The organism is Corynebacterium sp. Z-1 (assembly GCF_031844665.1).
In the GTDB taxonomy this organism is placed as follows: Bacteria; Actinomycetota; Actinomycetes; order Mycobacteriales; family Mycobacteriaceae; genus Corynebacterium; species Corynebacterium sanguinis.
Map to the genome: position 1 here is coordinate 1701876 of NZ_CP134621.1, position 22182 is coordinate 1724057.

General features: G+C 66.1%; 22 protein-coding genes. 3 read left to right on the plus strand and 19 right to left on the minus strand.

From position 1 onward, the window contains the following. The first annotated feature begins 14 nt into the window (after positions 1-14). Positions 15-584 carry a S1 family peptidase gene (locus RIU96_RS08290; protein ID WP_136648474.1) on the plus strand — a complete coding sequence of 190 codons (570 nt, stop codon included), beginning with the start codon at positions 15-17 and terminating at the stop codon, positions 582-584. On the opposite strand, the gene RIU96_RS08295 is transcribed toward RIU96_RS08290, so the two are convergent. The 10 genes from RIU96_RS08295 to pdxS all read right to left on the minus strand — a co-directional run bounded on the left by RIU96_RS08295 (position 581) and on the right by pdxS (position 11020). Continuing rightward, a complete protein-coding gene (locus tag RIU96_RS08295; protein ID WP_144741226.1) occupies positions 581-3349 on the minus strand; it encodes a DEAD/DEAH box helicase in 2769 nt (922 codons plus the stop codon). The genes RIU96_RS08290 and RIU96_RS08295 overlap by 4 nt on opposite strands. A gap of 5 nt (positions 3350-3354) precedes the next feature. Then, positions 3355-4233 carry a twin-arginine translocase subunit TatC gene (gene tatC / locus RIU96_RS08300; protein WP_144741368.1) on the minus strand — a complete coding sequence of 293 codons (879 nt, stop codon included), beginning with the start codon at positions 4231-4233 and terminating at the stop codon, positions 3355-3357. A 75-nt stretch (positions 4234-4308) separates the two neighbouring features. Then, positions 4309-4554 carry a Sec-independent protein translocase subunit TatA gene (tatA, locus tag RIU96_RS08305; RefSeq protein WP_144741229.1) on the minus strand — a complete coding sequence of 82 codons (246 nt, stop codon included), beginning with the start codon at positions 4552-4554 and terminating at the stop codon, positions 4309-4311. Between the two features lie 51 nt (positions 4555-4605). After that, positions 4606-5550, minus strand: coding sequence for a helix-turn-helix transcriptional regulator (locus tag RIU96_RS08310; RefSeq protein WP_144778983.1), 945 nt, complete (start codon positions 5548-5550; stop codon positions 4606-4608). Next, complete coding sequence (locus RIU96_RS08315) at positions 5540-6484, minus strand: helix-turn-helix transcriptional regulator (protein ID WP_136648467.1); 945 nt, start codon at positions 6482-6484, stop codon at positions 5540-5542. The genes RIU96_RS08310 and RIU96_RS08315 overlap by 11 nt, the downstream gene beginning before the upstream one ends. Continuing rightward, complete coding sequence (gene pafA / locus RIU96_RS08320; protein ID WP_144778981.1) at positions 6484-7875, minus strand: Pup--protein ligase; 1392 nt, start codon at positions 7873-7875, stop codon at positions 6484-6486. The genes RIU96_RS08315 and pafA overlap by 1 nt, the downstream gene beginning before the upstream one ends. Before the next feature lie 3 nt (positions 7876-7878). Next, the gene (locus RIU96_RS08325; RefSeq protein ID WP_259787984.1) at positions 7879-8067 is read right to left on the minus strand and encodes a ubiquitin-like protein Pup; all 189 of its coding nucleotides are present in this window, start codon (positions 8065-8067) and stop codon (positions 7879-7881) included. Positions 8068-8076: 9 nt separating this feature from the next. After that, positions 8077-9570 (minus strand): depupylase/deamidase Dop, encoded by a 1494-nt coding sequence (dop, locus tag RIU96_RS08330; RefSeq protein WP_259790467.1) that lies wholly within the window; start codon positions 9568-9570, stop codon positions 8077-8079. Then, a complete protein-coding gene (gene pdxT / locus RIU96_RS08335) occupies positions 9567-10133 on the minus strand; it encodes a pyridoxal 5'-phosphate synthase glutaminase subunit PdxT (RefSeq protein WP_259790503.1) in 567 nt (188 codons plus the stop codon). The genes dop and pdxT overlap by 4 nt, the downstream gene beginning before the upstream one ends. 2 nt (positions 10134-10135) lie before the next feature. Continuing rightward, positions 10136-11020, minus strand: coding sequence for a pyridoxal 5'-phosphate synthase lyase subunit PdxS (gene pdxS, locus RIU96_RS08340; protein ID WP_144318273.1), 885 nt, complete (start codon positions 11018-11020; stop codon positions 10136-10138). 68 nt (positions 11021-11088) lie between these two features. Here pdxS and RIU96_RS08345 point away from each other — a divergent pair, with 68 nt between their 5' ends. Continuing rightward, the gene (locus tag RIU96_RS08345) at positions 11089-12438 is read left to right on the plus strand and encodes a MocR-like pyridoxine biosynthesis transcription factor PdxR (RefSeq protein ID WP_259801678.1); all 1350 of its coding nucleotides are present in this window, start codon (positions 11089-11091) and stop codon (positions 12436-12438) included. On the opposite strand, the gene RIU96_RS08350 is transcribed toward RIU96_RS08345, so the two are convergent. The 4 genes from RIU96_RS08350 to RIU96_RS08365 all read right to left on the minus strand — a co-directional run bounded on the left by RIU96_RS08350 (position 12416) and on the right by RIU96_RS08365 (position 17703). Next, positions 12416-13651: an HNH endonuclease signature motif containing protein gene (locus RIU96_RS08350; protein WP_311204876.1), complete on the minus strand. Its 1236-nt coding sequence runs from the start codon at positions 13649-13651 to the stop codon at positions 12416-12418. The genes RIU96_RS08345 and RIU96_RS08350 overlap by 23 nt on opposite strands. 330 nt (positions 13652-13981) lie before the next feature. Next, positions 13982-15496, minus strand: coding sequence for a proteasome ATPase (gene arc / locus RIU96_RS08355; RefSeq protein ID WP_259794981.1), 1515 nt, complete (start codon positions 15494-15496; stop codon positions 13982-13984). Between the two features lie 9 nt (positions 15497-15505). Continuing rightward, entirely contained in the window at positions 15506-16339 is an 834-nt protein-coding gene (locus tag RIU96_RS08360; protein WP_136648448.1) for a tRNA (adenine-N1)-methyltransferase, read from the minus strand. 158 nt (positions 16340-16497) lie between these two features. Next, a complete protein-coding gene (locus tag RIU96_RS08365) occupies positions 16498-17703 on the minus strand; it encodes a M18 family aminopeptidase (protein ID WP_144778971.1) in 1206 nt (401 codons plus the stop codon). 26 nt (positions 17704-17729) lie between these two features. Between RIU96_RS08365 and RIU96_RS08370 the strand changes: the two genes are divergently transcribed. After that, positions 17730-18521: a RecB family exonuclease gene (locus RIU96_RS08370; protein WP_136648444.1), complete on the plus strand. Its 792-nt coding sequence runs from the start codon at positions 17730-17732 to the stop codon at positions 18519-18521. Here the strand turns inward: RIU96_RS08370 and aspA are convergent. Genes aspA through RIU96_RS08395 form a run of 5 tightly spaced genes read right to left on the minus strand, consistent with a single transcriptional unit; the run spans position 18518 to position 22170 of the window. Continuing rightward, positions 18518-19945 (minus strand): aspartate ammonia-lyase, encoded by a 1428-nt coding sequence (gene aspA / locus RIU96_RS08375; protein WP_144741256.1) that lies wholly within the window; start codon positions 19943-19945, stop codon positions 18518-18520. The genes RIU96_RS08370 and aspA overlap by 4 nt on opposite strands. A gap of 31 nt (positions 19946-19976) precedes the next feature. After that, the gene (gene hisG / locus RIU96_RS08380) at positions 19977-20825 is read right to left on the minus strand and encodes an ATP phosphoribosyltransferase (RefSeq protein ID WP_311204877.1); all 849 of its coding nucleotides are present in this window, start codon (positions 20823-20825) and stop codon (positions 19977-19979) included. Between the two features lie 16 nt (positions 20826-20841). Further along, on the minus strand, positions 20842-21105 hold the full coding sequence (locus RIU96_RS08385) for a phosphoribosyl-ATP diphosphatase (protein WP_144318265.1): 264 nt from the start codon (positions 21103-21105) through the stop codon (positions 20842-20844). Between the two features lie 11 nt (positions 21106-21116). Next, complete coding sequence (locus RIU96_RS08390) at positions 21117-21773, minus strand: HAD family hydrolase (RefSeq protein ID WP_374058457.1); 657 nt, start codon at positions 21771-21773, stop codon at positions 21117-21119. Between the two features lie 16 nt (positions 21774-21789). Next, on the minus strand, positions 21790-22170 hold the full coding sequence (locus tag RIU96_RS08395; protein WP_040422764.1) for a hypothetical protein: 381 nt from the start codon (positions 22168-22170) through the stop codon (positions 21790-21792). Positions 22171-22182 lie beyond the last annotated feature (12 nt).

Sequence of the window (22182 nt, forward strand, 5' to 3'; positions counted from 1 at the left end):
TACACTCGGCGCTCGTGCGTACTCACCTCGTAGCCAGGCTTGCCCACCCCGGCGGATACTGCTCCGGGGTGCTGCTCTCGCCGACGACGGTGCTCACCTGCGCCCACTTCTTCCGTGGCGTGGATCGCCTGGTCAACGTCTACGTCGCCGGCACTCGCCGCAGGGTCAAAGACCTCGAGGTGATCGCCGGGACCGACATCGCGCTCGCTACCGTCTCCAAGGTCCGTGTGGACGATGACACCGTCTTCCCCACCCTCGGAACCGCGCCGCCCGCCTTCGCGCACACCGCGACCTTCGGGTTCGGCGGGAAGCTGAGCCACCCTGCGGCCCGCGACGGGCGTTTCTTAAGCACCCTGCCGTTCGCGCTGTCGCGCAACCTGCGCACCGTCGTCCAACCCGCCGGCGTGATTTTCAACACCACCCCAGCCGTCAAGGGCGACTCGGGCGGGCCGGTTATCGCCGACGGCAAGGTCTTCGCCGTCCAGTCGCTCATCCTCGACCCCTTCGGCGTCAACTTGGGTGTGGCCACGGTGTCGCTTATCGACGACCGCGTGCGCGAGAGCGTCGACAAGCACGCGCGCTAGCTGCCGATGGCGACGACGCCGCGGCGGATTGCGTCGATGGCCTTGTTCGCCGAGTGACGGATCTCCGGGTTGTAGCCGGTCTTCACCACCTGCTCGAGCAGGTCAATGACCTGGCGGCACCAGCGCACGAAGTCACCCGGGGTGAGCTCCGCGCCGGACTCCGCCGCCGCGGCGAGGCAGTAGCCCAGCGGCGCGCCGGCCGTCCACTGGTGCACCGACAGGCTAAAGCTCGCGTCCGGCATGCGTGAGACCGGCAGCTGGTGGCGCTGCTCGTCGGAGACGAGCTCGTTGTAGATGCGCATGGTTGCGTTCATCGCCACCGCCATCGGCTCCGTGGGCACCTCCGGCGAGCCGAAAATGGACTTGCGGTTTTCGAACACGCACATCGACGCCACGCCCGCGAGCTCGGCCGGGTCGAGCGAGTCCCACACACCGCGCTTGAGGCACTGCGCGACCAGCAGGTCCGCGACGCTGTGGATGGAGGCGAGGCGCTCGCCCTCCTCGGTCACCTGGGGCTCGCCGTCGACGATCTCGACGTAGTCCATCTCCGTGAGCAGCCCGATGATGCGCTCGAAGGTGCGGCCGAGCGAATCGGTGGAAGAATCGACCGCGCGCTGCGTCTTCTCCAGGCGGCGCTGCTCGCGGACGAGCTGCTCGCCCACGCGCGCCAGCATCTCGCGGTCGGTCGCGGGCCAGGCGTGCACGGGGTGCTCGCGGATCGCCTCGCGCAGAGCCGTGACGCGTTTCGACGGCCGCACTCGCGCCTGCTCTTTCAGCTTGCGCGGCGACGTGAAGTTGCCGCGCTGAATCAGGCTGACGACCTTGCGCGCGTGGCGGCGCGGCTGGTCCGCGAGGTGGCGCGGGATTTTGACCCGGCCGACCACCACCGGCGTGTTGCGAAACGCCGAGGCGTCGATCCGTCCGGACCAGCCGCGCTCGGTGGTGACCCAGGGGCGCGGGTCGTCGTGCTTGCCGGCGGCCTGAACCACGGCGGCGAGCTCGGGCTTCTTCTTGCCGGGCAGGGCGATCACCTCGCCCACCTGCAGGCGGGCTAAGAGCTTGACGGTCTCGGTGTGGCGGTCGGTGAGCGCCGCGGCGCGGGCTTTTTTCTCCGCCTCGGTCAGCTCGCGGCGCAGCTGCAGGTAGTCGACCAAGTCCGCTGCGGGATCATCCGAGGGCGGGGCGAAGGAGGCGATGTCGCGCTCCAGCTGTTCGCGAAGCGAGCCCACCTTCGCGCGGAGCCGCTCGATCTCGCGCACCTCGCCGACGACGGAGCGATCGGTCTGGAACTGCGCAAACGACTGCTCCACCAGCCGGATCGAGGCGTCGAAGCCGTTCATCTTCAGCATGTTGATCGCCATGTTGTAGCCCGGGGTAAACGGCGAGATCAGCGGGTAGGTGCGTGTCGACGCCAGCCCCGCGACCTCGCGGGGATCCATCGCCGGCGCCCACTGCACCACCGCGTTGCCGATGGGGTCGATGCCGCGGCGCCCGGCTCGCCCCGTGAGCTGAGTGTATTGGCCCGGCGTGAGGTCGACGTGCGCCTCGCCGTTGAACTTGACCAGCTTCTCCAGCACCACGGTGCGCGCCGGCATGTTGATGCCCAGGGCGAGGGTTTCGGTGGCGAAGACGACGCGCACGAGTCCCTGGACGAACAGCTCCTCGACGATGTGCTTGAACGCGGGCAGAAGCCCGGCGTGGTGGGAGGCAAACCCGCGCATCCAGGCGGTGCGCAGCTGGCGGTAGTTGAGCACCTGCAGGTCCTCGTCGGGGATGCCCTTGATGCCCTTATCGACGATCTCCGCAATGCGCTCCTGCTCCTCCGGCGTGGTCAGCTCCTTGCGCGAGCGCAGGCACTGGAACAGGGCGCCGTCGCAACCGGCGCGGGAGAAGATGAACACGATCGCCGGGAGCATGTCGCGTCCCTGCAGCGCCGAGACGACCTCGGGGCGGCCGACGGGTTTGGTGCGGTCGACGGGGCGCTCGCGCCCGGAGCGTCGTCCAGCAGCGCGCGAGCGAAATCCCCTGCCCTCCTCGAAGTCGCGGCGGCCCTCCTCGGCGCGGCCGGACTCGATGCGCTCGATGGCGTACTCGAGGTCCCGGTTGACGCGGCCGTCGGTGCCCGGCTCGAACAGCGGGAACACCTTGCGCCCGACCATCATGTACTGGCTCAGCGGCACGGGGCGGTGCTCGGAGACGATCACCGCCGTGTCGCCGCGCACCGTGGCCAGCCATTCGCCGAACTCCTCGGAGTTCGACACCGTGGCCGAGAGGCCGATCACGCTGACGGAGTCGTCGAGGTTCAAGATGACCTCCTCCCACACGGCACCGCGGTCGCGGTCGGCGAGGTAGTGGATCTCGTCCATCACCACGTGCGAAAGCAGTGCTAGCTGCGGGGACTCGGCGTAGATCATGTTTCGCAGCACCTCGGTCGTCATCACGACCACCTCGGCGGAGCCGTTGATGCTCACGTCGCCGGTGAGCAGACCGACAGCGTCCTCACCGTGCTCGGCGACGAGGTCGTGGTACTTCTGGTTGCTCAGCGCCTTGATCGGAGTGGTGTAGAAGCACTTCGTGCCGCGCGACAGGGCCAGCGACACGGCGAACTCCCCCACGATGGTCTTGCCGGAGCCCGTCGGCGCGCAGACGAGCACGCCGCGGTCCTGCTCTACGGCCTGGCAGGCCTTCACTTGGAAGTCATCGAGCTCGAAGCCCTGGTGAGCGCGAAACTCGTCGAAATGGGTCTGCGGTGAAGGCGTTGACATGCCCTCTACAGTACGTCTTTGAAGTGGTCCTCTTCAGGTGGGACGACGGGCGTGGCGCTGACGGGGGCTGGCTCGGCGATGGGGCCGGACGCCTCCTCGTCGTCAAGGTCCATCCACTCGGGTCGCTCGACCCTGCGGCGCTTGTCGTTGATGCGGCAGAACTGGAAGGCCAGCTCGACGAGCACCACCATCGCGACGGCCAGCGCGATCATCGAGAACGGGTCCTGGCCCGGGGTCATGAACGCGGCGAAGATGAACAGGCCGAGGATGATGATGCGGCGCTTGTCTTTGACGTGGTCGTAACGTAGGAACCCCGCGAGGTTGAGCATCACGATGATCAGCGGCAGCTCAAAGCTCACACCGAAGATGACGATCAGCGAAAGCAGGAAGTTGTAGTACTCGCGGCCTGTCAGTGCCGCGACCTGGACCTCGTCGCCGATGGACATGAGCACGTAGAGGCCCTTGTCCAAAACGAAGTAGGCCAACAGCGCGCCCAGCACGAACAACGTCACGGCGAGGGAGACGAACGCAAAGGTGTAGCGCTTCTCGTTGCGGTGCAGACCCGGGGTGATAAACGCCCAGATTTGGGTGAGCCAGATCGGCGAGGAGAGCACGATGCCGGCCAGCGCGCCCACCTTCAACCGCAACATGAACATCTCGAACGGTGTCGTCGCCAGCAGGCGGCACTGCCCGTCGCCGGTGAAATCAGCGCGCAGGTCTTCCGGCAGGTTGCAGTACGGGCCGCGGATGATCTCACCGAGCGGTGCCAGGCCGAATGGCGCGTTTTGGTACCAGATGAAGCCGATCACCGTTCCGACGAACAGCGCCGCCAGGGATATGACCACTCGGCGCCGCAGCTCCTTGAGGTGCTCCATCAACGGCATGCTGCCGTCGGGGTTCTTCGCCTTCTTCCGCTTCGCCGGGCGCTTGCCGCCGGTTACGACACGAGCCACGACTACTTAGTTCTGCGGGCGGGGCTGGTTATCGGCGATCTGGGTCGCGCTCTGGGTCTCAGGAGCGGCCTGCGGGAGCTCGGCCTGGACGGGCGCGGGCTTGTCGTCGTTACGCATTTCGTTGACTTCGCTCTTGAAGATACGAGCGGAACGGCCCATCGAGCGGGCGAGATCCGGCAGCTTGTTCGCTCCGAAGAGCAGCAGGACGATCGCCAGGATAATGAGGATTTCCGGCCAACCTAAGCTAGGCATGGGGTTCCTTTCAAAAATGTCGCTGTCGCCTCAGTGGGCGCCGTTAAGGGTTTAGCTTAACCCATCCACCCCGGTTTGAGCGCGCCGAACGGTCTCGCGCGCCAGATTCCCAGGTTCGACCAAGCGAACGCGATCGCCCTGGCTCAGACAGAACCGGATAAGCCAGTCGTCGTTGCCGTAGGCCATCGTGGCGCGGACCCAGTCGCCGCTGCCGAGGTCGGAGTCGAGCTCGATTTCGAAGTAGTCGGCCAGCCACGTCGCGTCGCGGCGGATGGCGAGCTCCGCCCGACGGCGGGTGGAGAACCCGAAGGGGTCGTTCGGATCGAAGCCCGTGGGGTTGCTCGGGGCGTTGGAGGGGGCGTCGAGAAGCTGCGCGCTGACGATGCGATCGAGCCGGAAGCTTTTCGCCTCGGCGAGGCCTTCCTCGTACGCGCGGAGGTAAGTCTGCCCGTTCTGGTGGAAGATCGAGGCCGGTGAGACGATGCGCGTCGATGTCGTGCCCGAGGACGCCGAGTAGTAGACAATCTCCAGCTGGCGCGAGCGCGCGATCGCGTCGGTGAGGATGTGCACGTCGCTTGTCGACGCCTCCACCTCAGGCTCCGTGTCATCGACACTGTGGCCCTTTATCGCCGCGCGCAGCTTCGCGGCCGCCGAGGTGACGGCAGCCTGATCGACGAGGCCGGGCATGGTTTCGAGCGATTCGAGAGTGAGTAGCAGGGCGTTCGCCTCCGTCGGAGTCAAGCGCAGGGGCTTGTTTAGGCCCTGGTCGTCGATGACGGTGATGCCGGTCCAGTTGGCCACGAGGTCGATCAGCTCCCCGGGCCCGCTGCCCACGCCGGACATCGACAGCCTGGTCAGGTCGCGCATCACCTCCTCGTGGGAGTAACCGAGGTCGCGCGCGATCTCCATCGGCGTCGCCTCGCGGTGGCTGTGCAGGTACGGGATCAGGTTGAGCGAGCGCACGAGGCCCTCGAGCTTGGCTGGGCTATCCTTCATCGCTGGCCTCCACGGTTGCCGACAGCAGCGCGATCACGTCTCGCCGTACGTCGTCGGGTTCGATCTCGAACACATCGGGCGCAACGCTGGCGACGGTGCGCACAAGCCAATCGCGCTCGACGCCGACGAACTCGACGACGTCCCCGACGCGCGTGCCCTTGGTCTCCAGCTCGAAGGACGCCGAGGTGGCGACGCCGATGCGGGCGTCAGTGACGGGCCCGCGCAGGATGTCGTTGACTACGTCAGCAAGCGGGCGCGACGCCGCGTGGAAGCGCTCGGCGGAAGTGACGCGCACGTTGCTGACCCGCATCGCGCGAAACGCCCGCTCCGCCTCCCGCTCAGCGTCCCACCCGACGACGTAGGCGCGGTTGTTCAGCGCCACGATTCCCCACGGGTCCATGACGCGGCGTTGCACGTCCGCGGCGGGCGCAGGGGCGTAGTCGAACACCATCCGCTTCTTGGCGCGCACGCACGCGGTGACGCCTTTGACCGTTTCGGCATCAAGACGCATCACGTCGTTGTCCACGCTGGCCAGTGCCGGGCTGTCGAAGGAGCGCGTCGCGCCCGAGGCGGCCAGCTTGGTCCACCCGGACCGGGCGAACGCGCCGAGGCTGCGCTCGCGCCCGAGATCGCCGGCCAGGCCCAGCACGGTGGCCTCTTCGTCGGTGAACTCAATCGGCGGCAGCGTGTAGGCGTCCTTGTCCACCCACACCAGCCCGTTTTCCATCCGCGCCGGCACGCCCGCGCGCCGAATGGTCTGGATGTCGCGGTTGAGCTGGCGATGGAAGGATGCGCGCCCCTTCTCGGAGTCGGCGTAGTCCTTGTAGCCCTCGACGCGGCCGCGCACCCACTCGTAGTCGCGGGGGCGCTGCGTCCCGAGCAGGGCGAAGGTCAGGTTGGTTAACCGGTCGATTGCGGGGTCGTCGTTCGCCATCAGCCCTCCTGGTGGTTCTCGAGCATGTATTCAACCAGCTTTTCGACGTCCGCGCTGGCCTCGCCGTCCGTGGCAAACGGATCGAACAGGGCCACCGTGCGCGGTTCGGGGTGGTTGACCTTGAGGTGCACCCAGTCGACGTTGACCGACGCGCCGGATTCCCGGGCCGCGGCAAGGAATCGCCCACGCAGCGCCGCGCGGGTGGTGCGCGGAGCCGTGGTCGTGGCCTGTTCGATCGCCTCATCGGTGGTCCAGCGCTTGACCAACCCCTTGCGCTGCAGGTGGTAGAAGAGCCCGCGCTCCCGGCGGATGTCGTGGTAGGCGAGGTCGACGTGGGCCAACTTCGGGTGGTCCCAGTCGCAGCCCAGCCGCGTTTTGAACTGCTCGAGCAGTTTGCGCTTGATCACCCAGTCGATTTCTTGGTCCACGCCGCTGAAGTCCTTGGTCTCGATCGCGTCGAGGGTGCGGCCCCACAGGTCCACCACGCGCGCCATCTCGGCGTTAGGGGTGCCCTCGTCCGGGCGCTGGGCTAGCCAGGCGCGGGCGGCCTCAAAGATGCCGCGCTGCACCTCGAGCGCGGTGGCTGCGGAGCCGTCCTTGAGCCGCAGCACCGTCGCCCCAGTCGGGTCGGCCGAGATGTCCCGAATGTGCTCGATGGGGTTGTCTAGCTCGAAGTTGGGCATGGCGAACCCGGCCTCGAGCATCTCGATAACCAGCAGCGTCGAGCCGATCTTCAGCGCGAACGTCGGCTCGGCCATGTTCGAGTCGCCGACGATGACGTGCATGCGCCGGAACCGGTGCGAGTCGCCGTGGGGCTCGTCGCGGGTGTTGATTATCGGGCGGGTGCGCGTGGTGGCGCTGGAGACACCCTCCCAGACCTGGTCCGCGCGCTGCGAGATGACGAAACGGTTCTTCTTAATCAGCCCCGCGCCGCAGATCAGCTGGCGGGTGATCATGTGCGGCATGAGCTGCACCGAGAACGGCTTGAGCGCGAGCTCGCGGCTAATCAGGTAGTTCTCGTGGGCACCGTAGGAGTTGCCGCGCGAGTCCACGTTGTTCTTAAACAGGTAGATCTCGCCGCCGATGCGGTCCGCGGCGAGCGCCTCCTCGGCGGTGCGGGAGAGGCGATCGAAGATCAGCTCGCCCGCCTTGTCACTGTTGAGCAGCTGTGTAATGGAGTCGCACTCGGCGGTGGCATACTCGGGGTGCGCGCCCACATCGAGGTAGAGCCGTGAGGCGTTGTCGACGAAAATGTTGGAGCTGCGGTGCGCCGACACGACCGGGCGAAACAGGTAGCGCGCGACCTCCTCGGGGCTTAAGACCTGCGAGCCGTCGCGAAACGCAGTGACCCCGAACTCCGTTTCCACGCCCATGACGCGGCGCGTGAACATGGGCTACTCGCCGCCCTTTTGCACGTAGGAGCGAACGAACTCCTCGGCGTTGTTGTCCAACAGCGCGTCGATCTCGTCGAGGAGGTCGTCGGTGCCGCTCGTGTTGAGCTGCGCCTGGCCCGCCTCGAATGCGCCGTCGTCTTCGCTGACGTTGCCGTCGCCGGAGCCACCGTGAATCTGCTGCTGTGCCATGTGTAGAGCTTAACGGTTCAGGGCGGCAATAAGCTCGTCGACGCTCCCGGCGGATTCGATGAGCTCGCCGACATCGGCGCGCGTGAAGCCATCGACGTCGTCGATGCGCACCTTGTACGGGCCCTGGTCGGTGTTAAATAGCACGGCCTGCCAGTTCGATGCGAGGATCGAGTCGCCGAACGTGGAGCTGACCGTGCCGCGGAAGTAGGCGCGTGAGTCATCCGGCGGTGTTACGGCCGCGCGCCGGATCGTCTCGGTGTCGACAAGCGTGCGCATCCTGCCCTTGCGCACGAGCGCGTGGTGCAGTGAGGTTGCGGGGTCGATGTCGGCGTACTGCAGGTCGAGCGCCTTCAGCTTCGGGTCCGCGATGTCTACGCCGCGCTTCAGGTACGCGCTGACCAGGGCCCATTTCGCGGTCCAGTCGAGGCGGTCGGCGGTGCTCAGCGGGTCGCGCGCGAGGTCGCCGAGAAGCTCGCCCCACAGCTCAAGCACTTGCTTATCGACGTCACTTTCAGCGGCAACCCTCTCGCGGTACACGCGCAAGATGTCGATGGCGCTTAGGGTGCGGCCGTCGATAAGCGAAAGCTCGTGCGTGCAGCTCGGGTCGTGCGAGACGTTTTTGATTTCGGCGACGGGGTTGGCTAGCGCGAGGTCAGAAAAGTTGACGCCGCCCTCGATGGCGTCGAGGACGAGCTTGGTCATGCCGAGTTTGACGAAGTTCGAGTACTGGCTCATGTTCGCGTCACCAACGATGACGTGGAGGCGGCGGAAGTGCTCTTCGTTGGCGTGCGGCTCGTCGCGGGTGTTGACGATGCCGCGGTTGAGCGTGGTCTCCAGGCTGATCTCCTGCTCGAAGTAGTCCGCGCGCTGTGAGATCTGGAAGCCGTCGCGCTCGCCCTCCTGGCCAATACCGACGCGGCCTGCGCCGATGATGACTTGGCGCGTGACGAAGAACGGGATGAGCGCCTTGGCCAGCACCCCGAAATCAGTGTGGCGCGAGTACTGGTAGTTTTCGTGGCTGCCGTAGGACGCGCCCTTGCCGTCGACGTTGTTCTTGTAGAACTTCAGCGGCGGGCAGGGATCCTTGTCCTTGAGCACGCTCACGCCCTGGGCGTGGAGCTCGGCGATGCTGGCCGCGGCCTCGCCGAGGACGACGTCGCCGGCGGCGTCGTAGATCATCGCGTCGAAAGCGTTGGAGACCTCGGGCGAGGAGTACTCGGGGTGCGCGTGGTCAACGTAGAAGCGCGCGCCGTTGGACGTGACCACGTTGGCCACCCCGATCGCGTTGGCGTCGACGATGGGCACCGTGTGGTAGCGGCGCAGGTCAAAGCCCCGGGCGTCTTTCAGCGGGGCCTCGTCCTCGTAGTCCCAGCGCGCCCGCGCCCCGGTGTGCATCGCGGCGTACGCGACCACGGCGTGGGTGGAGGTAACGATGGGGCTCAAGCTCGAATCGCTTGGCGACGTGATCCCGTACTCCGTTTCGGTGCCCATGTAGCGCGTCATGCGCTCGACGCTACCTTGTCCAAAAACCGCGCGTGAATGGTGGTGTCGCCGGTGAGCTCCGGGTGGAAGCTCACCGCCAGGGCGCTGTCGGTCTCCACGCCGACGATCCGCTCCCCTTTCGTCGCGATGACCTTTACTCCCTCGCCGACGGCGACGACCTCGGGCGCGCGGATGTAGGCGGCCGTGACCTGGCCGTACGCGCTGTCAATGGCCTCAACGGCGCTGTCGACCTGTCGGCCAAAGGCGTTGCGGCGCACCCGCATCGGGATGATCCCCAGGCTGCGCTGGCCAGGGGCGGGGTCGACGATCTCGGTGGCCAGAGTGATGAGCCCGGCGCAGGTCCCGAGGACGGGCGTGCTGTGGTGCAGGGCGGTGCGCAGCGCGTCGTCAAGCGAGAAAATGCGCATGAGGCGGTCGATGGTCGAGGACTCGCCGCCGGGGATGACGACCCCGTCGAGGCTGGCCAGCTCGGCGGCGCGGCGCAACAGCGTGACCTCGGCGCCGAGGTCTTCGAGCATCTCGACGTGCTCGCGCACCCCGCCCTGGAGCGCGAGGACCCCGATCCTTACCATCCGCGCTCGGCGAGGCGGTGCGGCGCGGGCAGGTCGCCGACGTTGATGCCCACCATCGCCTCGCCCAAGCCCCGCGAGGCCTCGGTGACCACGGCGATGTCCTCCCAGGCGGCGGTGGCCTTGACGATCGCGGCGGCGCGGGCGGCCGGGTCGCCGGATTTGAAGATGCCCGAGCCGACGAAGACGCCGTCCGCCCCGAGCTGCATCATCAGCGCCGCGTCGGCGGGCGTCGCGACGCCACCCGCGGTGAACAGGACAACCGGCAGCTCGCCGTGCTCCGCGACGTGGGCGACGAGCTCGTAGGGCGCCTGCAGCTCCTTCGCCGCGACGTAGAGCTCGTCGCGGTTGGAGTTCCACAGCGACTGCAGGCCAGCGATCTCGGCTTTGATGGTGCGGATGTGCTTGGTGGCTTCGGAGACATCGCCGGTGCCAGCCTCGCCCTTGGAGCGGATCATCGCTGCGCCCTCGTTGATGCGGCGCAGCGCCTCGCCGAGGTTGGTGGCGCCGCAGACGAACGGCACGGTGAACGGGCGCTTGTCGATGTGGTTGACGTAGTCCGCGGGGCTCAGTACCTCGGACTCGTCGATGTAGTCCACGCCGAGGTGTTCCAGGATCCGCGCCTCAATGACGTGCCCGATGCGGGCCTTGGCCATGACGGGGATGTCGACGGCCTCGATGATGCCTTCGATGAGGTCCGGGTCCGACATGCGGGCGACGCCGCCCTGCGCGCGGATGTCGGCGGGCACCCGCTCGAGCGCCATGACGGCCACGGCTCCAGCGTCCTCGGCAACGCGCGCCTGCTCGGGCGTGACGACGTCCATAATCACGCCACCTTTCAGCATCTGGGCGAGACCTGACTTCACTGTGTTTTCACTCATACAACCATCGTGGCGCGCGAACTGGTAGATTTCTAGTGCCACTTATTGCCGATTATTTTGGACCAGTTGTGTTTCGCGTCGACCGCCACCACCCCACCAGCATCCCCGCGCAGATCGCGTCCGGCATGCGCGGGCTCGTCGCGTCCGGCCAGCTCGCCGCCGGCGACCGAGTGCCGTCCACGCGCGAGCTCGCAGGCCAGCTCGGAGTCTCTCGCGGCAGTGTCGTCACCGCCTACGACCAGCTCATTTCCGAGGGGTTGCTGAAGTCATCGCAAGGCGCGGCCACGGTGGTCCACCCCGAGCTGCGCCGCGTATCGACGCCCCCACCCACGCGCCCGGTGCCTGGGCGCTCGCGTGCTGATCGCCCCATATCTCTGAAACCGTCAGCGGGCACGGCAGGCGCGATCCGCCCGGCCGCATGGCGCCGCGCTTGGCGCGAGGCGGCGTCCTTTGCCCCAGCCGCATTGGATCGTTCCGGGCAGCCCGAGCTGCGCCGCGCGATCGCCGAGCACCTCCGCCTCGCGCGTGGCCTCGTCGTCGACCCCGATAGTGTGCTCGTCACCGGCGGGTCGCGCGAGGGCTTGCTGCTCATCCTCATGTCGCTGGGCCGCGCGCTCAACGTCGGCGTGGAAACGCCAGGACACCCTGGTCTGCGCAACGTGATCCCTCTCGCTGGGCACACGGCGGTGTCCTGCGCGACCGATGAGCGGGGGCTTGTCGTTTCCGCTTTGCCCGAGGGGTTGGACGCGTTGCTGGTGACTCCTTCGCACCTCTACCCGATTGGCGGGTCGATGCCGGCGACCCGCCGCGCGGCGCTGCTGGAGTGGGCCGCGGAGCGCGGCGTCGTCATCATCGAGGATGACTTCAACAGCGAGCTGCGCTACCGCGTATCTCCCCTGCCCACTCTGGGCACTCTGCCCTCGAAGGCCAGCGTGATTGCTCTCGGCACCTTCTCTACCCTGCTGAGCCGGCAGCTCAGCGCGGGCTACGTTGTGGCCGACGCGGCCACGAGCAATCGGCTCCGCGAGACACGTGACACTTTGGGCATGCCGGTGTCGCCCGTGACGCAGTACGCGATTGCGCACCTGCTCGAAGGCGGGTTTGTCCGGCGCAATACCAAGGCCACGCACAAGCGGCTCGCCGAGCGCAAGGAGACCCTTGCGCGGTGCGTGCTACCCGCGCTGCGGGCCTTCGAGGCGGAGACGATTCAGCAGGAGCGGTCGCTTGGTGTTGACATGGTCGTGCGGTTTCCTGATCCTGCGGCGCAGGGCAGGTTTGTCGGGTGGCTGGAAGAGTGTGGCGTGGTGGGGGCGTCGATAAGCGATGGGCTCCTTCTGAGCTTCGGACATTTGAGTGAGGACGATTTTGAGCGGGTGGTGGGCGTGATCGCGTCGGCTAGCACCACGCGGCCGAGTTGAACTCCTCGAGGGTGAGAGCGTCGTCGTCGCGCACCGGCAGGGCGCGGTTGTGGCTGACGTACCTGGTGCCGTCGGGGAAGACGAAGTGGATGTCGCCCAGCTCCTTGCGGATGGTGACCGCCCCGTCGGTGACGAGGCTGTGGCAGGCCGAGCACAGCGGCAGCAGATTATCCAGGTCAGACGCGCCGCCGTCGGCCCAATCGTGGATGTGGTGCATCTCCATGAAGCGCGTGTGGCTGCACCCTGGCATTGCGCATTGCCCGCGCCACATCAGCATTAGCGCGTTGACCTGGGCGTCGTTGGCGAGGCGGAAGGCGCGGCCCGTATTGAGAACGAGCCCGTGCTCGTCAACCCGGTTGACACTGTAGGACGCGTTGCTGAGGAAGTTTTTCACCGCGTCGGACGATGCGCCAGGGTTGTTGGGAAGGTACGCGCCGCCGTCGGTGGTCATCACGACGTTGACGTGCGCTCCCGGTGCGCGCAGGGGGTTCTTCGGCCGCGTCAAGGCGATGTTGACGACGCCCATAAACGCGCTGACTAGGGCCTCCCCCAGGGGCAGGCCGAAGCCTGAGCAGCCGGCTGTCCGCTCGTCGATCTCGGCATCGAGCTTGCCCTTGTCAATCTGCCCGCTGGGGTCGCGTAGCGCGTCCCAATCGACGTCGTGAAAGGCAAGCTCGCCCACCTTCATCGCCGCCATCACGCGCGCGCCCTCCGCGGCGTTGAAGTTGGCCCACATGCCGATCCTTCCGTCGCTGCGGGCTTTCAGGCGCACATACGACTTGCGCGCGAGGCCTTCCCCCGATTTGCGGTAGCGCAGCAACGCGAGCTCCAGCTCGTGGTAGGTCATCGACGCGGCTAACTCCACCAATTCCGCTTCATTCTCGGCGGTCATGTGCGGCAGAATTAAACGCACCTTGGAATAAGAGATGCGGCCTTCTAGAAAGGCGCTCGACATCAGGTTGAATTCGAGCATTGCGCGAGCCACTTTCACGTACTCGTGGGCGGTTGAGTTGGACAACGACAGGGTTCGGACCATCCACAGCGCAGTGGATGGCGAACCGTAGCGGGTTGCGAGTTTGAGAGCGTCGAAAAGCGCGACGGCCATGAGCACCGCGGCTTTCTTGCGTGTGAATGATCCGAAGCCTTGCTGAATCGTCTCGACGATTGCGCCCGGAGATTGATGATGGTCGAGGTCGGTGATCGTTGTTGACATGGTTCCCCCAAGTGACTAGATCGAGTGTTCGATGCGGTTATGGGTGCACTATAACAAGGGGGTCAGACATGTGCGTTGAGCTGGGGAAACGTAGGTTATGGCAATGCTTATGACGTTGGGTTCAAAGTCCGCATTGCGGACTCGTTCGAGAGGTTGGGGCAGGCGCGTTTGGGCGGCTTGCGAGTCCGCATTGCGGACTAGCATGACGCGTCACCGAACGGTTCTAGGCCATGGCTGGGGTCTAGCGACTCCGCATTGCGGACTCGGTTGATGAGTCACCAAACGCCTTCCAGCCCAAATTAAGCCCGAACATTCCGCATTGCGGACTCGCTACCCCACGACCTCCGCACCGACGACGCGCCGGCCCTGCCGCCCGGTGATGCGCGCCCACTCGTCGGGGTTCGCGGTGTTCGGCAGGTCTTCGTTCTCGTCCTGCTCCGCTCGAACGGCGATGCGCAGGTGTTCGGCGCTCAAGCCGCTTGACGACGCCCCCGAGGCGTGGTCCTTAATAGCTAGCTTCTTCGCCCTGGCGACGACGTTCGCGATCATCGCTCCGGAGACGAAGTCGTGGTAGTGGAGCATCTCGGTGGAGCCGTCGACAAGCTCGAGGCGGACGAACGGGCGCGGGGCGAAGAGGGCGTCGACGGCGGCGTCGATAAGCGAGGGCACGGGCTCCGCGTGGGGGACGGATTCGGTGAGGTGGCGCGCAAAGATGTCTTTGGCCTCGTCCTTTGTGGGGCGGGAGACGCGGATTTTGATGTCGAGGCGGCCCGGGCGCAGGATTGCCGGGTCGATGAGCTCCTCGCGGTTGGTCGCGCCGATGACGATGACGTTAGCGAGGCCCTCTACGCCGTCGATCTCGGTGAGCAGCTGCGGCACGACCGTGGTTTCCATGTCGGAGGAAACCCCGGAGCCGCGGGTGCGGAAGATCGATTCCATCTCGTCAAAGAAAACGATCACCGGCCGGCCCTCGGAGGCGAGCTCGCGGGCGCGCTCGAAGATCAGCCGGATGCGGCGCTCGGTCTCGCCGACGTACTTGTTCAGCAGTTCCGGGCCCTTGACGTTGATGAAGTGGGCCGAACCGCCCTCACCGATGCTGCTGGACAGCGAGTTCGCAACGGCTTTGGCGATGAGTGTCTTGCCGCAGCCGGGCGGGCCGTACAGCAGCAGGCCTTTCGGCGGAGCGAGGTCGTAGGCCTTGTACAGCTGCGGGTGGACGAATGGCAGCTCCACCGAGTCGCGGATCGTTTCGATCTGGGTGGACAGCCCGCCGATGTCGGCGTAGGTCACATCTGGCACTTCCTCCAACGACAGCTGGTTGACCTCGGTCTTGGGCACGCGCTCGTAGGCGAAGCCGACGCGGGGGTCGAACAGGAGGGTGTCACCCGAGCGGGCGGTGTCGAGCAGGGGCTGGGCGAGATGGACTAGCGATTCGCCGCCCTGCTGGTCGGCGACGACGGCGCGATCCGTGCCGATGCGCTCGACCATCGTCCCGAGCTGGCCCGCGCTGTCGAAACCGCAGGCCTCGACGATCACGGTGCCGTCGCCAAGCCGGACGAGGGTGCCCGGCACGAGCGAGCCGGGGGCGACGTTCGGCGACACCTTCACGCGCATGCGCCGCCCCGAGGTGAAGATCTCAGCCTCCATGCCCTTGCGCGACCCAGACAGGTAGACACCGTAGGGGTTAGCGGGCTCTTCGAGAGACTCAAGCTGGGCGTACAGGTCGTTGAGCTTGTCGCGGGAGGCCTTCAGCAGCTCCGCGAGCTGCTTATTGCGGGCGCCCATCGCCTGGTTCTCGCGCTTGAGTTCGCGCAGCTGCGGGCCGAAAGCGTCATCCTCGATCATAAGTCCACCCTACCTGCGGGCTTTGCGCTGGGGACGCGGGGGCGTGACGCCGTCGGCAAGCCTGCGAGTCCACACCAAAAACGCAGTGTGGGCATTCATCCGGTGCTCAGGGCGCGTCGCCAGCCCCTCGACCTTCCACTCGCGCAGCAGGGTCTCCCACGCCCTGGGCTCCGTGAAGCATTTCGCCTCGCGGATTGCCTCCATGATGTTCATCAGCTGCGGAACGGTGGCCACGTACGTCATGAACACCCCGCCCGGGATGAGCAGGTCCTTGACCGTGTTAATGAACAGCCACGGCTCGACCATGTCCAGGATGATTCGGTCAACGGGGCCACCCAGATCCTCGCGCGTCACCTCGCCGAAGTCACCCAAACGCGGCTCCCACCAGGCGGGTTCCGAGCCGAAGTACTCCGCGACGTTGTCACGCGCGAACGCGAAGTGGTCCTCGCGGATCTCGTAGGAGAAAACCTTGCCCTCCGGGCCGACGGCGCGGAGCAACGACATCGACAGTGCCCCAGAGCCCGCGCCGGCCTCGAGCACACGCGCGCCCATGAAAATGTCGCCCTCGACCAGGATCTGGGCGGCGTCCTTGGGGTAAATCACGGCCGCGCCGCGCGGCATGGATAGCACGTGGTCCACGAGAAGGTGGCGGAAGCACAGGTAATCGGAGCCCAGGGATGAACGAACGACGCTGCCCTCGTCAATGCCGATGATGTCGTCGTGGGCCACGATGCCCTTGTGGGTATGGAACTGCCCGCCCTCGACTAGCTCGATGGTGAAATGGCGCCGCTTAGCGTCCGTGAGCTGGACTTTATCGCCCGCTTGGAACGGTCCTGAGTACATCGGTTCTCCTTCGTGCATAAAATTAAGCTGTCCTGTTGCGAGGCGTATGAGTCACTGATAAAAACTTAGGCGAGACAAGGATCCGGAAAAAATAAGCGGTCACACTGTAAACGCGCCCGCCGCCGAGGGGGTCGGCGGCGGGCGCACGGTGGAACCACCTAGTCTCCACGCAAGAACGCCGCTAGGGCTTCAGTAAACCAGGCCATGTCCTGAACACCCACTTGCTCGCGCGCCGAGTGCATCGACAAAAGCGGAACACCGACATCCACCGTCGGGATGCCGAGCCGCGTCGCCGAAATCGGGCCGATGGTCGAACCGCACGGCACGTCGTTGTGGCCGACGAACGTTTGCACGGGCACGTTCGCCGCGCGCGCCGCACGGATCCAGGCCGCGGAGCTCACCGCGTCCGAGGCGTAGCGCTGATTCGCGTTGACCTTAAGCACCGGGCCCTTGCCCAGCAGCGGGCGGTGCGTCGGATCGTGCTTGCCTGGGTAGTTCGGGTGCACCGAATGCGCAGCGTCTGCCGACACCGCCAGCGAGCCTGTGTAAAAGTCCAGCGGATCGCCGAGGCTCGCCGTAATGCGCGCCAACAGCCTTTCTAGCAAAGGACCCCCGGCACCCGTCGTTGAGGCCGAGCCCACCTCCTCGTGGTTAAACGCCGCGAGCACGAGAACATCCTCGGCGGAGTCCTGCGCGCGAAGCAGCGCCTGCACGGAGGCGAACACGCTCGATAGATTGTCCAAGCGACCGGACATGACCGAGTCGCCGACAACCGCGGCCGGTTGCGTGTCCGCCGAGATCAGCTCATGCGCCACAATCTCACCGGCGTCCACGCCAGCCGCGCGAGCAACGAGCTCGGACAACGGCAGGTTCCCACCCACAATGGGCTGCAGGTGGACCTGCCGGTCAATGCCCTGGTCCGCCCCCCGCGTCAGGTGGATCGCCAAGTTCGGCACCCGGGCCACCGCGCCGGTGTCCACCAGCTTCACCGAGCCGTCCGCGCACACCACCCGGCCCGCAAAGCGGAGGTCGCGATCAAACCAACTCGACAGAATCGGCCCGCCGTAGACCTCGACAGCGACCTGCGTAAAACCCTCCCGCACAAAATCCGGATCCGGCTTGACCATCAGCCCCGGCGAATCCGTGTGCGAGCCCACGATGCGCACGCGCGGGTTCGGCTTGCGCGGCACCCACCACGCGAGCACCGCGCCGCCGCTAACGACCACGTGCCCGCCGGGCGTGAGGTCGGAATCCGGGGCGTAACCGGCGTCGATAAGCATGCTCTCGACGTTGCCCGCGGCGTGGAACGCTGACGGGCTGGCGTCGAGGAACTTCAGGAAGTCCGCGGTATCGGTGAGTGTCATACCCCCACTCTAAGATGAGGGGCACAATGACTTCTCGACCACTCGCCCTATCCCCCTCCCGAGCCAGCGACTACAAGCAGTGCCCGCTGCTCTACCGCTTCCGCGCCATCGACCGCCTGCCTGAGCCCAAAACCGAGGCGCAAGTCAAAGGCACGCTGGTGCACGCCGTGCTCGAGGAGATGCACAGCTGGCCGCGCGAGCAGCGCACGTACCCCGCCGCGGTCAAGGCCATCGTGCCGGCATGGGAGCGTCTCATCGAGCAGGACCCCGAGGTCGTCGAGCCCATCAGCGACCGCCAGCAGCTGCTTATCGACGCCCGCACACTGATCCGCGGCTACTTCCACATGGAAAACCCGCTCGGCTTCGACTCCACCGAGCAGGAAATGTACGTCGACGGGGTGCTGCCCAACGGTGTGCCCGTGCGCGGCTTCATCGACCGCGTCGACGTCGCGCCCACCGGCGAGGTGCGCGTCGTCGACTACAAGACGGGCAAAAAGCCACTGCCCCGCTACTCCGCGGACGCGCAGTTCCAAATGCGCTTCTACGCGCTGGTGTACTGGCGGTTCTTCGGCACCATCCCGGCCCAGCTGCGGCTGATGTACCTCAAGGTCATCGACTCGATGATCCTGACCCCATCGCGCGAGGAGCTGGAGTACTTCGAGCGCGACCTGGGTGACCTGTGGGCAAAGATCGAGGCGGACGGGCGCGAGGGGCGTTTCCGCCCCCGCACCTCGAAGCTGTGCGACTGGTGCTCGTTCCAGGACATCTGCCCCGCGTTCGACGGCACCCCGCCGGAGTACCCGGGGTGGCCGAGCTAGGACTCGTCGTCGAGGTAGAGCTTGCCGCGGAACTCGGGGTGCATGAGGTTTTCCTTGCTCAGCGCCCGGTTGAGCTCCTCCTCCGTGAGCAGGCCCTTCTCCAGGATCAGTTCGCGCACGCCGCGACCGGTCCGGGCGGCCTCCTTGCCCACCAGGTCGCCGTTGTGGTGGCCGATCAGCGGGTTGAGGTAGGTGATGATGCCAATCGAGTTGGCCACGTAGGCCTCGCACACCTCGCGGTTGGCCGTGATGCCGGTGACGCACTTCTCGCGCAGGGTGGCCGAGGCGTTGCTGAGAAGCTTCACGGAGCCGAACAGGGACTGCGCGATCACCGGCTCCATAACGTTGAGCTGGAGCTGACCGGCCTCCGCGGCCATGGAGACGGTGATGTCGTTGCCGAAGACCTTGAAGCAGACCTGGTTGACCACCTCGGGGATCACCGGGTTGACCTTCGCCGGCATGATTGAGGAGCCCGCCTGGCGCTCCGGCAGGTTAATCTCATTCAGGCCGGCGCGCGGGCCGGAGGACAGCAGGCGCAGGTCGTTGCAGATCTTCGACAGCTTCATCGCGGCGCGCTTGATCGCGGAGTGCATCATCACGTAGCCGCCAGTGTCGGAGGTGGCCTCGATGAGGTCCGGTGAGGCCTGGATGTCCAGGCCGGTGACCTCGCGCAGCGCTGCGACCACCTGGTCGCGGTACCCGCTTGGGGTGTTAATCCCCGTGCCGATCGCCGTGGCACCAAGGTTGATCTCCAAAAGCGCGTTCGCGGCGGTGGAAATCGTGCGCTGCTCCTCCCCCAGGTTGGAGCCGAACGCCGTGAACTCCTGGCCCAGCGTCATGGGCACGGCGTCCTGGAGCTGGGTGCGGCCCATCTTGATAATGTCGTTGAACTCGTCGCCCTTGGCACGAAATGCCTTCTGCAGCTCGTCGAGCTGGTGCAGCAGGCCCTGCACCGAGTAGTAGAGACCCAGGCGGAAGCCCGTCGGGTAGGCGTCGTTGGTGGACTGCGACATGTTGACGTCGTCGTTGGGGTTGATGACGTCGTAAGCACCCTTTTCCTCGCCGAGGTACTCCAGCGCGAGGTTGGCGACGACCTCGTTGACGTTCATGTTCACCGAGGTGCCGGCGCCGCCCTGGTAGATGTCGATGGGGAACTGATCCAGGCAGCGGCCGCGTTCGATGATTTCGTCGCAGGCCCAGATGATGGCCTCTGCCTTGGATTTCGGCAGGACGTGCAGGCGGCGGTTCGCCATCGCGGCGGCCTTCTTCACCTGAGCCATGCCGCGGATGAAGTCGGGAATGTCGTTGATTTTCGTGCCAGAAATTTGAAAGTTGTCCACGGCGCGAAGCGTGTGCACGCCGTAGTACACGTCCGCGGGAACGTCCATGGTGCCGAGCAGGTCTTCTTCAATGCGAGTAGCCATACCCGTGAGGATACCCACCAAAGGCGGGCGACTAGAGGCGCGCGATACGAAGCTCCGTGGCCAGGATGCCTTCCGCGCCTACCGCGGCGAGCTCGTCCATGGTCTGGTTCGCCTTCTTGCGCGGCACCATGGCGCGCACGGCCACCCACCCCTCGCGCGAGAGCGGGGAGACGGTGGGGCCGGTAATACCCGGGGTGATGGCGGAGGCGCGCTCAAGGTTGTCGAGTGAGATGTTGTAGTCGACCATCAGGAAGTTCTGTGCGTTGAGGATGCCGCGGATGCGCTTGAGCAGCACGTCGTGGTCCGGCCCGCCCTCGTTGCCGCGGCGGCGGATGATAACCGCCTCGCTGCTGACCAGCGGCTCACCGAAGGGGGCCAAGCCCTGCTGGCGCAGCGTCGCGCCGGTGGAGACGACGTCGGCGATGACGTCGGCCACGCCGAGCTTGATCGCGATCTCCACTGCCCCGTCTAGTCGCGTTACGTCGCTCGGCGTGATCCCGTGCTGCGCCAGGTAGGTCTTCACAAGGTGCGGGTACGAGGTGGCGATGCGCTTGCCCTCTAAGTCCGCGACGCTCCACTGCTGATCGGCGGGGGCCGCGAAGCGGAACGTGGAAGAGCCGAAACCGAGCGACATGACCTCGTTGACGTCGGCACCGGAGTCGGCGGCCAGGTCGCGACCCGTGATGCCGAGGTCGAGGTGGCCCTGGGCGACGTAGATGGCGATGTCTTTCGGGCGCAGGAAGTAGAACTCGACGCCGTTTTCCTCGTCGACGACGTTGAGGGACTTGTTGATGCCGCGGCCCTTGTAGCCGGCCTCCTTGAGCACCTCGAGGGCTTTTTCGGACAGCGAGCCCTTGTTTGGCACTGCAACCTTGATCATGGTGATCCGTTCTTGTTTAGAGGTACTTGTACACGTCGTCGGGGGTCAGGCCGCGCTTGAGCATCATCACCTGGGTCCAGTAGATGAGCTGGCTCATCTCCACGGCGAGCTCCGCGTCGGACTGGTACTCGGCCGCGATCCATACCTCGCCGGCCTCCTCGATGATTTTCTTGCCAATGAAATGCTCCCCCTTGTCAAGGGCCTTGACGGTCCCGGAATCAGCCGGCCGGGATGCGGCTTTGGCGGAGAGCTCGGCGAATAGTTCATCGAAGTTTTTCACGGGGGTCTACTCTATCGCACCGGTTGTGTGATGTCCGCGTACCACCGCACAACATCCTTGGGCCCCGCCCCGAGAAAGTTGGCGGGGTCAAAGCTGACGACACCGTCCGGGACGGTCTGCGCCAGCCCGAGGACGCGACACCCCGCGGCGGCGGCTGCGCTCATCCCCGCCCAGGAGTCCTCGAAGACCAGGCAGTCGCGGGCGTCGAAACCGACCCTGCGCGCCGCCTCCAGGTACATGTCGGGCGCCGGTTTCGTGCGCTCCACCTCGTCGCCGGCGATCGAGTCGACGAAGAAGTCGCGGCCGACGGCGTTGATGAGGGCGTCGGCAAGCACGCGCTCGGTGTTGGTGGTGACCAGCATGGGCACACCAGCCTCGCGCAGCGCGGCGAGCAGGCTCTGTACCCCGGGGTTGGGCGTGAGGTCACCGGAGGTGAGCTCGCCCATTCGGCTGTACATCCAGGTTTTGTACCGCTCGTAGTCGCCGGGGCCGAGCTCGACGCCAGCGTGGGCGGCGCAGATCGCCAGCGTGTTGCCGAAGCTGCCGCCGATGGTCTTTTCGCGCAGCTCGGGGGTGAGCCGACGGCCCAGTTTTTCGGACAGCTCGTAGGTGGCCACGCCCCACAGCGGCTCCGTGTCGACGAGGGTGCCATCCATGTCCCAGAAAATCGCAGGAGGTAGCACGCTACTCCAGCTCGGGAAGTTCGTTCAGCGCCTCGTCGTCCGCGCCCGTGGCTGCGGCCGCCTGGAACACCAGCGACTCCAGGTCGGCCTTCTCCTCCGGTTCCAGCACGGCGTTGGCGTGCGCGGCGTTGAACTCGCTCAACGAGGCGTAGAAGGGCACGACGACTTTCTTCAGGTCCTCGCCGGCGGGGTCGTCGCCAAGCAGCTCAAGGGCGTCGAGAAAGCCCTCGATCTTCTGCTTCAGCTCAGGAAGGACTTTCGGGTCGAAGGGCTCGTCCCACAACTCCTTGTCCTCATCGCGCAGGTAGGAGCCAGTGGCAAAAGTGGTGAGGTCGGAGATGAATTCGTCGACGTCGTCTTGGAACTGCTCGCGGATGGTCATGCTCACATTGTG

Excerpts from the sequence above, each read along its gene's own strand:
- RIU96_RS08295 (WP_144741226.1), bottom strand. The coding sequence starts at position 3,349 with ATGTCAACGCCTTCACCGCAGACCCATTTCGACGAGTTTCGCGCTCAC.
- tatC (WP_144741368.1), bottom strand. The coding sequence starts at position 4,233 with ATGCCGTTGATGGAGCACCTCAAGGAGCTGCGGCGCCGAGTGGTCATA.
- tatA (WP_144741229.1), bottom strand. The coding sequence starts at position 4,554 with ATGCCTAGCTTAGGTTGGCCGGAAATCCTCATTATCCTGGCGATCGTC.
- RIU96_RS08310 (WP_144778983.1), bottom strand. The coding sequence starts at position 5,550 with ATGAAGGATAGCCCAGCCAAGCTCGAGGGCCTCGTGCGCTCGCTCAAC.
- RIU96_RS08315 (WP_136648467.1), bottom strand. The coding sequence starts at position 6,484 with ATGGCGAACGACGACCCCGCAATCGACCGGTTAACCAACCTGACCTTC.
- pafA (WP_144778981.1), bottom strand. The coding sequence starts at position 7,875 with ATGTTCACGCGCCGCGTCATGGGCGTGGAAACGGAGTTCGGGGTCACT.
- RIU96_RS08325 (WP_259787984.1), bottom strand. The coding sequence starts at position 8,067 with ATGGCACAGCAGCAGATTCACGGTGGCTCCGGCGACGGCAACGTCAGC.
- dop (WP_259790467.1), bottom strand. The coding sequence starts at position 9,570 with ATGACGCGCTACATGGGCACCGAAACGGAGTACGGGATCACGTCGCCA.
- pdxS (WP_144318273.1), bottom strand. The coding sequence starts at position 11,020 with ATGAGTGAAAACACAGTGAAGTCAGGTCTCGCCCAGATGCTGAAAGGT.
- RIU96_RS08350 (WP_311204876.1), bottom strand. The coding sequence starts at position 13,651 with ATGTCAACAACGATCACCGACCTCGACCATCATCAATCTCCGGGCGCA.
- arc (WP_259794981.1), bottom strand. The coding sequence starts at position 15,496 with ATGATCGAGGATGACGCTTTCGGCCCGCAGCTGCGCGAACTCAAGCGC.
- RIU96_RS08360 (WP_136648448.1), bottom strand. The coding sequence starts at position 16,339 with ATGTACTCAGGACCGTTCCAAGCGGGCGATAAAGTCCAGCTCACGGAC.
- RIU96_RS08365 (WP_144778971.1), bottom strand. The coding sequence starts at position 17,703 with ATGACACTCACCGATACCGCGGACTTCCTGAAGTTCCTCGACGCCAGC.
- RIU96_RS08370 (WP_136648444.1), top strand. The coding sequence starts at position 17,730 with ATGACTTCTCGACCACTCGCCCTATCCCCCTCCCGAGCCAGCGACTAC.
- aspA (WP_144741256.1), bottom strand. The coding sequence starts at position 19,945 with ATGGCTACTCGCATTGAAGAAGACCTGCTCGGCACCATGGACGTTCCC.
- hisG (WP_311204877.1), bottom strand. The coding sequence starts at position 20,825 with ATGATCAAGGTTGCAGTGCCAAACAAGGGCTCGCTGTCCGAAAAAGCC.
- RIU96_RS08395 (WP_040422764.1), bottom strand. The coding sequence starts at position 22,170 with ATGACCATCCGCGAGCAGTTCCAAGACGACGTCGACGAATTCATCTCC.